Raw genomic sequence first — 11,937 nt, forward strand, 5'->3', positions numbered from 1 at the left:
CCGCCATGCAGGACGTTGAACACCATCATCACGACGCAGCCAAATTCGACCTCGCCACACGGCGCTCAATCCTGCTCGCGCTCGGCATCGCCGGCGTCGGCTCGGTTGCGACCTCGGCCGCGGCGGCTCCGGGCCTGTTGCCCGGTATGAGACTGGCGCCTACGCCAAGCATCGACCTCATCAACGACAAGACGGCACACGCGCTGCCGAAGCCGCTCGTCGCGACCGCGAACGACATCCTGGGCCCGTTCTGGCGCGCTGGCGCGCCGTTCAGCGCCAACATCGTTCCCAAGGGAGCCAATGGACGCAAGGTCGCGCTCTCCGGAACGGTTCGCGATACCGATGGCAGGCCCGTGGAGGGCGTCGTCCTCGACTTCTGGAACGCCGACGACGCCGGGAAATATGACCTGGAGAATCCGTTCCAGGCCTTGATGCCAAACGAGTACAGGTATCGTGGCCTCGTCAAGTCCGATGCCAACGGCAAGTACTCGATCGAGACGATCGTACCGGGCAAGTATCGCATACCTCCGCAATTGCCGGGCTTCGAGTCCTTCGATGGCTTGTTGCGCCCGTCCCACATCCACCTGATGACAAGCCATAACGGTACCGTACCGCTGATCACGCAGATCTATTTCACGGGCGATCCCGAAATCGCCAAGGACCCCTGGGCATCGAAGTCGAGGAGCATCGTGGGCTTGGACAAGGCGGGCGAGGCACTCACGGCCCGCTTCGACATCGTCCTGCTGCGGATGGGTTAATGGCCTTGCGAAACAATGGCGGGGAAATGAACGCAGCACCGAGAGACAGACAAGAATGATTATCGATCGGATCGAGGCGATACTGGTTGATGTCCCGACGAAGCGCCCGCACAAGCTGGCGTTTGCCACGGTTGCCGAGCAAAACTACGTCATCGTCCGCGTCTTCGCGGACGGTGCTGTGGGCGTTGGCGAGGCGGCAACCATCGGCGGACCGCGCTGGGGCGAGGAGTCGACGGAGGGAATCAAAGCGACAATCGACGGCTACATCGCCCCCGTGCTCGTCGGCCAGGATGCGCGCAATCTCAACGCCATTGAGACGCGGGTCGCACAGGCGGTGCGCGGCAACGCATTCGCGCGCGCCGCTGTGGTAATGGCCGTGCATGACTTGGTCGCCCGCGCGAACGGCGTCAGCGTGGCGGAGTTGTTGGGCGGTGCGCAGACACGGTCGCTCGAACTGATCTGGACACTCGCGTCCGGAGACACCGACCGCGACATCGCTGAAGGCGAGGAGATGCTGGAAACCCGTCGGCACCGGCATTTCAAGATCAAGATCGGCTTTGGCGATGCCGAGCGCGATACGGCCCACGTTGTCAAGTTGGCGCAGGCCTTTGCCGGCCGCGCCTCGATCCGCGTCGATCTCAATCAGGCTTGGGACGAACCCACCGCGCGCCGGTTGCTGCCGAAGCTGGCCGGCGCCGGCGTCGCCCTCGTCGAGCAGCCGCTGCCGCGCTGGAACGTGGAAGGTATGGCCCGATTGTCGGCTACCACTCCCGGCATCGTCATCATGGCGGATGAGGGCGTTGCGTCATGCCATGACGCCCTTGCCCACGCCCGCCTGCGCGCCGCCGACGCATTCGCACTCAAGGTGACGAAATCCGGCGGCTACGCCGAAACGCGGCGCGTCGCGGCGATCGCGGATGCTGCCGGCATCGGTCTCTACGGCGGCTGCATGCTGGAAACGGGCGTTGGCACGGCCGGATACCTGCAGCTGTTCGCGACCTTCAGCCATCTCGGCTGGGCATGCGAGCTGTTCGGACCACGACTGCTGCAGCATGACATCATTGCAACCCCGCTGGCGATGCATGACTTCGCCATCCACCTTCCCGATGGCCCAGGCACCGGCGTCGCGATCGATCCGGACAAACTCAGCTTCTACCGCCGCGATGGCGGCCATCAATCCAGAAAGGCCGGGTGAAGGTCATGCTGTACATGGTGGAGATGACGGTGGAGCTACCGACCGACCTGGGGGCGGAGAAGACCGAGGCGCTGATCGCGGCGGAGCGCAACTATGCGCAGGAACTGCAACGGCAAGGCAAGTGGCGGCACCTTTGGCGCGTGACCGGTCGCTACGCCAACGTCTCGATCTTCGACGTCGAGAGTCATGATGCGCTCCACGAAACGCTGATCCGGCTTCCGCTATGGCGCTACCTGAAGATCAACGTCACGCCTCTCTCCAAGCACCCCTCCTCCATAGACTGACAACAAGCGAGTTACTTTTCATGCCAACCCTCACTCGCCGCGGCGTTCTCGCCGGTATCGCAGTTGTCCTGTCCGCGCTGGGTTGCCACCCGTCGCTCGCGCAGGAATTTCCGAGCAAGCAGATGCGGCTGATCGTGCCGTTCGCCGCAGGTGGTGCGGCCGACATCATCGGGCGCACCATCGCCGACAAGCTCGGAACGCTCTATGGAAAGACGATCGTCGTCGAGAACATGGCGGGTGCCGGCTCCAATATCGGCATCAACGCTGCCGTGAAGGCGGAGCCCGACGGCCATACGCTGGTACTGGGTGCGATCGCCGTCGCAATCAACCCCTTTCTCTACAAAAGCATGCCATTCGACCCGGCCAGGGATCTGGCGCCGCTCACGCTGGCGCTGGAGACCCCCAACATCGTGATCGTACCCGCTACCTCGAACGTGCAGACACTGGCTGACCTCATCGCCAAGGCGAAGACCGCTCCCCTGAACTACGCGTCGGCGGGCATCGGCTCGTCCCTTCATCTGGCGGCCGAACTCTTCAAGCAGCAGGCCAAGGTTGACCTTGCGCACGTCGCGTATCGCGGCAGCAATCCCGCGCTCACCGATCTCATCGCCGGCCGCATGGACGTCATGTTCGACAACGCATCGACGGCACTCCCGCAGATCGAGGCCAAGACGGTCCGCGCCATTGCGGTTACCACCAAGCAGCGCCTGGCGACACTGCCGGACGTGCCAACCGTCGCCGAGGCCGGCGTACCCGGCTACGAGATGGGCAATTGGTGGGCATTCTTCACTTCGGCCAGAGTGCCATCCGCAATCACGGCAAAGCTTTCCGCCGACTTGCGCAAGGTCCTCGCCGATCCCGATGTGCAGAAAAAGATCAATCTCGTATCCGGGCGCGTCATAGCGTCCAGCTCAGAGCAACTGGCCGCGCACGTCGCCGCGGAGGCCTCGAAATGGAAGTCGGTCATCGAAACGGCAGGCATTCGCGAGAGCCAGTAGCCCTACAGCTTCGATTGAGTCAGTTAAATGAGCGACGCCTTCACGCGTTCCGGGAGAGGTACCGGCGCAGCTGCGGACAGAGCCAACCTTAGTAATGCTCGCAGCCCCAGAGAGATTCCAATTTGTTCCATCGTGCTTTTCTCGCTTCATATCTTAATGAGGTGGCTCGGCTCTTAATGAGGTGGCTCGGCCCTTATCGCGTCAATCTAATAGACCGGCGGTCATCATGCTGACGGCGCTTGTCGCAAAAGAGGCAGTTGCGGCTGCGCTTCAGGCCTTGGTAGCTAACTGAGCCGTCGCGTTCTCGGCCGGCGGGTACAGAAACGGAGGCATCAGTGCGCAAAGACATTTATTAGACCTGTGTCTTCACAGTAAACCCTTCGCAATTTGCCGAGTTCAAACAAGTCGTCGCTCACCTCGTGACTGCAACCCATCAGGAGCCGGGCGCACTTGCATGCGAATACAGCGTGATTCTCGCGACCGCGCCACGGCTGACTCCGACCGGTTTATCTTGGAACAGCGCTCGCATACATATTGATTTCCAAACCAACGCAAATCTCGACGACTTTCGGAGCTTTCCAGGTCATTTCACTTGTCCTTGTGGGTTGAAGAGATGAAGGTCGTCTAGAACAACGCAAAGAAATGCGAGGACAGACCCGCCCTCGCAGTTAGGGAAAACCCGCCGAGGCGGCGCTGATTGCTCTCTCCACAGTTAGCACTAAGGTTTCTTGCTCGGCTGGCTGATCGAAAGAACGTAAGCTGTCGCCTCCCAAATCTGCTTGTCACTCAGCACCCCGCGCCACTCCGGCATGCGGATGCCGTTCCGCTCGCGTCCATCCGCGATGGATGTGAATACGCCCTTGGCGTCGAGTGTGCGCTGCACGAGATTGACGCCACCCTTGCCATCCTCCCCATGGCAATGCGCGCACTGCTTTTCTAGATATATCTCGTGACCGGCAGTAATCACCTTCGGATTCGTGAGATCGGGCATCTCTTCGGCTTGCAGCTTGGCAAGCGCCAAGCCACTGACAAGAACCACGCCCGCCCAAACAACGAGAAATCGCATCGCTCACTCCCAATTTGGTAGGGCGGCCGTGCCGGGGCCGCCCCACGGCAACTACTTCGAAATCTTAAATGCGATTAGCGTTGAAGCTGCCGGCACGTTTTCAAGCTGTGGGAAAAGAGCCGGCAACAGGAGGGCTGCATAGGAACCCCATCCGCTTGGCACCAGGATGTACTGCTCCCCGTCAACCGCATACGTGACGATGCCGCCACGCATTCCGGAGCCGGTGTTGAAGCTCCACAGAACCTTCCCGGTCTCGGCGTCAAAAGCCTGAAGCTTACCCATGGGATCGCCGTTGAACACCAGGCCGCCACCGGTGGTGAGCACGCAGGAAAATCCCGGCACATCCATCGCATGGCTCCATTTCTGTTTCCCTGAGAATGGATCGTTGGCGCTCAGCTGACCGGGCTTACGGCCATCGGGTGCCATAACCATCCGGCCGAAATCGTTCGAGCCAGTGTGACCGGTACCGTAGTCCTTGGGATCCACCTTCTGCGCGACCGGTTTCAGATAGCTGCAGAAATCGAGCACGTTGTTGTACCAAAGGCCGGTCTTCGGATTGTAGGCACCCGAATTCCAGCTTCGCGCGCCGAAAGTAGACGGGCAAATCAGTGTTTCCTTGTTCATCGTGAGTTCGACACGGCCGATCAACTCGCCGGTCTTCGGATCAATGTTTTTCACGAAGTTCTTAAGGTCGCTAATCGGCCAGATGTTGTCGATGTCTCCGTTCTTCTTATCGAGCACGAAAACATAGCCACTCTTATTCATGTGGACGATCAGATCCTTGCCGTCCTTCGTGAATTGCAGAACCTCATATGGCGAATCGAAATCCCAAACATCGTGGGGGATTTCCTGCCGATACCATTTTAACTTTCCGGTCTTTGCCTCCAACGCGACGACCGAGTCAGTGTAAAGATTGTCACCTTTGCGATCAGAAGCGTCAAAATCCTTGCCCGGATTGCCGGTGCCGTAGAAGACGGTATCGGTCTTCGCGTCATAGTTGCCCGGCATCCACGCGCCGCCACCGCCATGCTTGCCGCTTTCACCCGGCCAGCTCTTCTGGTCTTCCTTGATGGTGTTGAATTCCCAGACCTTCTTTCCGGTCACCGCTTCGACGCCATAGATCTTGCCCTGCGTCGCCAGCTCACCAGCAGTGGAACCGAAGGTTAAAATGTCCCCGGCGACGACAGGCGGCGAAGTGAAGTTGCAGCCGTGGCAGTTGGCGAAGTCGGTCAGTTGCACCTGCCACTTTTCCTTGCCGGTTTTCTGGTCCAGAGCGATGCCGCGCCCGTCCACGGTGCCGATGAAGACCATGCCATGGCCGACGGCAACGCCGCGGCTATAGGGGGCGAACAAGACCTTTTTGGTCAGTGGATCGAGCCTTGGCTCGTAGACCCAAATCTGCTGCCCTGTCTTTCCGTCGAGGGCCGCTACCCGATTACCCGAGGTGATGGAATAGATAACGCCATCTATCACGATGGGCGTTTGTTGGATCCCCATGGTGATATTGCCGCCGTGGGCAATCCACGCGACTGACAGCTTGCTCACGTTGTCTTTGTTGATTTGATCGAGTGGGCTGTAACGCCACGCATTTGCGGTTCGGTTATAAAGCGGCCAGTTATTCGGATCTTCCGTTCCCGGATCCGCTGCAACCGCAACGGTGACCGTAGCCAGAAAACAAGCCAATCCTAGGCTGCTCGCTAATGATGCCTTCATTGTCTCCTCCTCGCCTTTCGCTTCCGCGTCGAACTTCCGATCACGGCACAGGTAAAAGAATGGATGTACACCTAACGGCATCCAAGCAGCGACGCCGTCCTGTTGATTCCCATGAGGTCATGCCGCTGCTGCAGGGGAGGCGCGCACTAGATCACGGATCCTCGAGGGAGGGATGGGAATACTATCGATGGAGATATTGAACGGCTTCAACGCGTCCTCGACTGCCCTGACCACGGCTGACGGCGCGCCCATACGGCCGCCCTCGCCGCCTCCCTTGATACCGTACTCGGTGTAAGGCGAAGGCGTCTCCACATGACCGATCCGTACCTTGGGGATCTCATGTGCCGTCGGAATATGGTAGTCCGCGAACGAGGCATTGAGCATCTGGCCGTTATCATCGTAACGGAATTCCTCGTAAATCGTCGATCCAATCCCCATCGCCGTGCCACCCATGATGTGGCCGCCGAGCGTGATCGGATTGACCATCGTTCCCGCGTCGTGAACCGCAGCGTAGTCGAGAAATTCGATCTTGCCCGTCACCGGATCGACTTCGACAACGGCCACATGGCACATGTGGCCCATGATCGGATAAAAGATGCCAAGGTGGCGTCGGTCCTCTGCAGGAGGAGTGCTGAGCGGGTGATCGTAGACGGCCGTCGTTTCCAGTCCGCTGTCGAATTCAGGCGTATCGGGGAACGACATCCGGAAGAAATTTGCCATCAGCGCGATGTCGCCGATGGACTTCTCAAGACCGGGCGCGCCTTTGACGCCAACTTTTCCCCCTCGAAACTCGAGGTCGTTTTCGTCGGCCTCGAGCATATGGCCGGCAAGCTTCTTGAGCTTCGCCTTCAGCTTGGTGGTGGCCGTTACGACCGCGCCGGTGACCATAACAGTGAAGCGGCTGCCCCCGGGGCCGAAGCCGTTGAATGCAGCGTCCGAATCGGCATATCCGATAGTGATATCCGACGGATCAACGGTGAACTGTTCCGCCAAAACCTGGGTAACCACAGTTTCGGGACTGTTGCCCCAGAATGGTGCATTGAGCTGCGCGAAAATCTTGCCGGTTGGATCGATCCGCACTGCAACGCCTTCGGGGGCGCTGGTGAGCGCAAAGCCGGGCGTTTCCAAGGGATTGAGGGACCACCACTCCGTTGGACTGTAGACAGATCTTTCCTGACAGGTCGCAACACCGATGCCGATGTAACGTCCCTGCTTGCGAGCTTCGGCTTGTTTGGCCTTCCAGCCGTCGTAACTGGCAAGCCCAAGCGCCTTGGCGAGCACCGCTTGATAGTTGCCGCTGTCATAAATGTTTCCGGTCGGAATGACGTATGGAAACTCGTGAGGCTGCACCAGGTTTTTCCGGCGCAGATCGACCGCATCCATACCCAGCTGATCCGCCGCGCCATCCACGAGTCGCTCGATTACAAAGTTTGTGACTTCAGAACCAAACCCTCGATAGGCTCCCTGCTGGCACTTATTGGTTACGACGGCAATGAGCCGCATGCCGAAGCTTCCAATCTTGTACGGACCAGTCACCTGGGACAGCGAATTTCCATGGGTCCCCACCCCGTACTGAAGATAAGCTCCGTAGTCGTCGATGACGGTAAATCGGAGCGATAGCATGGTGCCGTCCTTCTTGAGCGCCAGTTCGGCATCGTAGATCCGATCACTGCCGTGAGCGTCAGCATTCAAGATGTTGTCGAGCCGATCCTCCATGTATTTGACGGGCTGGCCCGCGGCTCGAGCCAGCATGCAAGTCAGCGTCAGGTTCTTGTGGTTGAAAAGCTTCGATCCAAAGCTGCCGCCGGCGATAGTCGGGATGACTTTCAAGTGAGTGGCAGGCACCTTGAGCGCGCCCGCGACGATAAAGCCGATAGCAGCGTAGAAATTTGAGTTGGCGTAGGCAGTATACTTGCCCGTCCCCTCATCGAACTCAGCCACCGTCCCGCACGTCTCAAGCGGTTGCGGCCCGGAGCGGGCCCATTTAATGCGGCGTTTCACTACCACGTCGGCTTTGGCAAAATCCTGATCGACAGTTCCGAACTTGAAGGAGCTGTCGAAGACGCAGTTGGTCGAACCGCGATCGGGGTGCAGGACCGCCTCACCGGTCGCCGTTATCGCAGCTTCCGGATCCACCGTAATCGGCAATAGCTCGTACTCAACCTCGATCAAGTCGAGAGCGTCTTCTGCGATATAGCGGTCTTCGGCCACCACTGCCGCCACCGCCTCACCTACGTGCCGCACCCTGTCGATCGCCATGCAATATTGAACAACCGGCGGGCTCGCAAAGCTTGCCACCGGTCCGGTCAGTTCGGCGGCTTGCGCCCCCGTCATCACCAGCACGACTCCAGGTAATGCTTCAGCCTTGCTGGTGTCGATTGTCTTGATCCGGGCATGGGCGTGTGGACTCCGCAGCACAGCGGCATGGGCCATGTTCGGCAGCACAACGTCGTCCACGTATCGGCCCTTTCCGGCGAGCAGGCGCGGGTCTTCCACCCGTTTCATGCTCTTGCCGATCCAGTTCAGATCTTGGCTGGGTGCTTCGCGTTGCTTGCTGGCAGGGATGTAGTGGTTGTCGAGATGGCTCATTGCACCGGCTCCGCCTTGGCGACAGCCGCGGTGTTGCCGCGGATACGTGTGCTTGCCTCAACCTCCCGCATCCTGCCCGCGGCCTTCTGTATGGAGGTGATGATGTTTTGATAACCCGTGCAGCGGCATAAATTGTCCGACACGACATCCCTGATCTCCTCTTCGGTAGGATCGGGATTGCGCTGCAAAAGGTCTTGGGCGACGATGAGCATGCCGGGCGTGCAGAAGCCACATTGAAGGCCATGCTCTTCCCAGAAGGCCTGCTGGATCGGGTGAAGCGCGTCCACCTTGCCCAGCGCCTCTACTGTGGATATTTCGGAGCCATCCGCCTGGACGGCGAACATCAGACAGGAACGCACGGGCGCGCCGTCCACCATAATGGTGCAGCAGCCGCACACGCCGTGCTCGCACCCAACATGGGTTCCTGGCAGGCTTAGATTCTGTCGAATGAAGTCGCTCAGCAGCAAGCGCGGCGGAACGGAAGCTTTCCGCAGCTTGCCGTTGACCTTCACCGCAATGTCAATTGTGCTCATCGGTTTCCTCGGTTGCCTATTTTGTTGGTCATTGCGCCTCTTGAGGCGATTTACGTAGCGCGCCCCGCAGCCTCGGACAGGACGCGGGCGGTCAGTACGCGCACGAGGTCTCTCCGATAGGTTGCATCTGCGTGAGTACCGAAGAACGATTCCAAGCCGGCAACGGCAGCCTCCCCGGCTTGCGCGAACGTGTCCTTGCCGGGTGCAGCTCGCATCAGAACGGCCTCCACCGACCGCAGCCGTCGCGCGCGCTCGCCAACACCACATACTGCGAGAGCGGCTTCTGAAATCTTGCCTTTCGCAACTTTCAAGGTCGCGGCGACGCCGACCAATGCGAAGTCGCCCTTTCGCACACTGATCTCCTGAAATCCCCAACCGTGCTTATCGGACGCAACGGGAATACGAACCTCGACCAAGAGCTCATCTGGCTTGGCTGCCGTCTCATAAATTCCGCGAAAGAACTCATCGGCTGCGACGCGGCGTTCACCGCCGGAGCTCTTGAGAACCATTACGCCGTCAGTAGCCAGCAGGACGGCAGGCATTTCCGAGGCCGGGTCCGCGTGGCAGAGATTCCCGCACAGGGTGCCGCGATTGCGAATGGGACCATGGGCGACATGCCGATAGGCCTCAGCCATGACCGGACACGCGGTACGAACAAGCGTGGAGGAACAGAGCGTCGCGTGTCGGGCAAGTGCGCCAATAACGAGTTCGCCCGCCTCGATACGATGATAGTCGAGCTCGGCCAGGCGATTGATATCAACCAGGAAACTTGGCCTCGCCATACGGAAGTTCATCATAGGGACGAGGCTTTGTCCCCCCGCCAGGATCTTCGCGTCTGATCCCTGTGCGGACAGGAGCGACAGGGCGTCGTTGACGGATTGAGGTCGCGCATAATCGAACGGAGCGGGCTTCACGCTGCATCCCTCCCCGAAATCAAAACCACGCTCACAAAGTGTTCGTGCACCAAGCGATACATAGATTCTCCTCCCTACGTTGGTGCGTCTTGATGCGCATTGAACGTTGGTTAGCAAGCACCGTGCCAGCAATGAAATCCTTGAGACGCTCGGCAAAACGGTGGCTTTTCCGACATGCTCTGCCTGCGCATCGTCGGAAAGAACGGCAAACCGTCTCATCGTCGCGAGACATTGTCTTCCGTGAGACAATCGAGCGAAGCTCGCCACCTCTTGGTTTACCTGTCGAGGGAACGTGTCCTTGCTCGGCCGAAATCAAGATGCGGCGTGCGGCCGATCTGCCCACCCAGGAGAGCTCTAGGATCGAGCCATTCTTTGATTGATCGGAGTCCTTCCAGAGCTCAGCTGGAGTCAAATCCGGCTGTCTCATGAGTAAGACAGTGTCTCGCGACGTTGAGACGATTTGAATCTTCGTTCCGATATGCGTTCGCAGAATACGCGTCGAAAAGATGCCTTCCTGATAGAACTTTCGGCCAGATCAGCATGGCACAGCCCTTGCTCTCAGCCACAAACGCAAGCGAACGAAATTGCAAGACGCAATCGCCAGCAAGGAAGGAAACAACACAATGGAACTTGGATATTTCTCCATGCCTTCACACCCGCCGGAGTGTGGATTGAAGGAAGGGCATGATTGGGACCTACAGGTCCTGCGTTGGCTCGATGAACTCGACTATCAGGAAGCCTGGATCGGTGAACATCACACTGCGCCCTGGGAACCTAATCCCACGCCTGACCTTTTGATCGCGCAGGCGCTGCTGCAGACCAAGAAGCTTCGTATCGGACCCGGCGGCTTCCTGCTGCCCTATCACCACCCGGCCGAGCTTGCCAACCGCGTGGCGATGCTCGATCATCTCGCCGAGGGCCGGCTGAATTTCGGCGTAGCGGCTTCGGGGCTGCCGAGCGACTGGGCGATGTTCAATGTCGACGGTATGTCCGGCCAGAACCGCGACATGACGCGCGAGGCGCTGGAGATCATCCTGAAGATGTGGACCGAGGACGCGCCCTGGACCTACAAGGGCAAGTTCTGGACGGTGACGAAGCCGGACACGATGTTCGATTTTCTCAAGCCTCACCTCAAGCCGTTGCAGGCGCCGCATCCGCCGATCGGCGTCGCAGGGCTATCGAAGAACTCGGATACGCTAAAGCTTGCCGGAGAGCGTGGATTCATCCCCATGAGCCTTAACCTCAATCCGGCTTATGTCGGCAGCCATTGGGACTCGGTCGAGGCCGGAGCGGCCAAAACAGGACGCAAACCAAGCCGCAGAGACTGGCGGCTGGTACGCGAAGTTTTCATCGCGGATACCGACGAAGAGGCCTGGAAGCTCTCGGCCGGCGACATGATGGGCAGGATGATGGGCGAATACTTCCTGCCCCTTCTCGGCCATTTCGGCTTCAAGGACTACTTGAAGCACACCCCCGAGGTTCCGGACAGCGACGTTACTGTCGAGTATTGTGCTCGCCGCAACTGGATCGTCGGCTCGCCTTCAACGGCCGCCGAGAAGATCGAGAGGATTTATTGTGAGGTCGGGGGCTTTGGCGTACTTTGTGTGTTCGGCTTCGACTACAAGCACAAGCCCGATGCTTGGCGGCGTTCGCTTGAATTATTGCAGCGGGAAGTCATGCCGCGATTAAAGCATCTCGGGGCAGAGTTGCCGAAGGCAGCCTGACCATCTTGATCCCGAGTGCGGGGGATGGCCCCGCACTCGGGACACCTTTGATTTGCGTGCATGCGACCGATAATCCAACAGGAGACTAGGTGGTGTGGACTCTAAGGATTCCCTTTTAAGAGCAAATCAGATTCAAGGCTGCTTTTGGGGAGGCAGTCTTGGG

At 59.3% G+C, this 11,937-nt stretch carries 11 protein-coding genes; 5 read left to right on the forward strand and 6 right to left on the reverse strand.

The window, feature by feature from the left end; all coding sequences use genetic code 11:
• Window positions 1-5: 5 nt before the first annotated feature.
• From JQ567_RS28265 to JQ567_RS28280, 4 genes are read left to right on the forward strand one after another with little or no spacing between them, the layout of a single operon-like run.
• Entirely contained in the window at window positions 6-758 is a 753-nt protein-coding gene (locus JQ567_RS28265; protein ID WP_212441850.1) for a hypothetical protein, read from the forward strand.
• 55 nt (window positions 759-813) lie between these two features.
• Window positions 814-1,953 (forward strand): muconate/chloromuconate family cycloisomerase, encoded by a 1,140-nt coding sequence (locus JQ567_RS28270; protein ID WP_212441851.1) that lies wholly within the window; start codon window positions 814-816, stop codon window positions 1,951-1,953.
• Window positions 1,954-1,958: 5 nt separating this feature from the next.
• Window positions 1,959-2,237, forward strand: a complete 279-nt coding sequence (gene catC / locus JQ567_RS28275; RefSeq protein WP_212441852.1) for a muconolactone Delta-isomerase — start codon at window positions 1,959-1,961, stop codon at window positions 2,235-2,237.
• A 20-nt stretch (window positions 2,238-2,257) separates the two neighbouring features.
• Window positions 2,258-3,235, forward strand: coding sequence for a tripartite tricarboxylate transporter substrate binding protein (locus JQ567_RS28280; protein ID WP_212441853.1), 978 nt, complete (start codon window positions 2,258-2,260; stop codon window positions 3,233-3,235).
• Window positions 3,236-3,741: 506 nt separating this feature from the next.
• On the opposite strand, the gene pqqA is transcribed toward JQ567_RS28280, so the two are convergent.
• From pqqA to JQ567_RS28310, 6 genes are all read right to left on the reverse strand, one after another.
• Entirely contained in the window at window positions 3,742-3,822 is an 81-nt protein-coding gene (gene pqqA / locus JQ567_RS39120) for a pyrroloquinoline quinone precursor peptide PqqA (RefSeq protein ID WP_212441870.1), read from the reverse strand.
• 131 nt (window positions 3,823-3,953) lie between these two features.
• Window positions 3,954-4,301 carry a cytochrome c gene (locus tag JQ567_RS28290; protein ID WP_212441854.1) on the reverse strand — a complete coding sequence of 116 codons (348 nt, stop codon included), beginning with the start codon at window positions 4,299-4,301 and terminating at the stop codon, window positions 3,954-3,956.
• A gap of 51 nt (window positions 4,302-4,352) precedes the next feature.
• The gene (locus JQ567_RS28295; RefSeq protein WP_212441855.1) at window positions 4,353-6,014 is read right to left on the reverse strand and encodes a PQQ-binding-like beta-propeller repeat protein; all 1,662 of its coding nucleotides are present in this window, start codon (window positions 6,012-6,014) and stop codon (window positions 4,353-4,355) included.
• A 117-nt stretch (window positions 6,015-6,131) separates the two neighbouring features.
• Window positions 6,132-8,603, reverse strand: a complete 2,472-nt coding sequence (locus JQ567_RS28300) for a xanthine dehydrogenase family protein molybdopterin-binding subunit (protein WP_212441856.1) — start codon at window positions 8,601-8,603, stop codon at window positions 6,132-6,134.
• Window positions 8,600-9,136 carry a (2Fe-2S)-binding protein gene (locus JQ567_RS28305; RefSeq protein WP_212441857.1) on the reverse strand — a complete coding sequence of 179 codons (537 nt, stop codon included), beginning with the start codon at window positions 9,134-9,136 and terminating at the stop codon, window positions 8,600-8,602. The genes JQ567_RS28300 and JQ567_RS28305 overlap by 4 nt, the downstream gene beginning before the upstream one ends.
• A gap of 50 nt (window positions 9,137-9,186) precedes the next feature.
• Window positions 9,187-10,050, reverse strand: a complete 864-nt coding sequence (locus tag JQ567_RS28310; RefSeq protein ID WP_212441858.1) for a xanthine dehydrogenase family protein subunit M — start codon at window positions 10,048-10,050, stop codon at window positions 9,187-9,189.
• 623 nt (window positions 10,051-10,673) lie between these two features.
• Here JQ567_RS28310 and JQ567_RS28315 point away from each other — a divergent pair.
• The gene (locus tag JQ567_RS28315) at window positions 10,674-11,774 is read left to right on the forward strand and encodes an LLM class flavin-dependent oxidoreductase (RefSeq protein ID WP_212441859.1); all 1,101 of its coding nucleotides are present in this window, start codon (window positions 10,674-10,676) and stop codon (window positions 11,772-11,774) included.
• Window positions 11,775-11,937 lie beyond the last annotated feature (163 nt).

The sequence above is a fragment of the Bradyrhizobium sp. AUGA SZCCT0431 genome, assembly GCF_018131065.1.
Classification (GTDB): domain Bacteria; phylum Pseudomonadota; class Alphaproteobacteria; order Rhizobiales; family Xanthobacteraceae; genus Bradyrhizobium.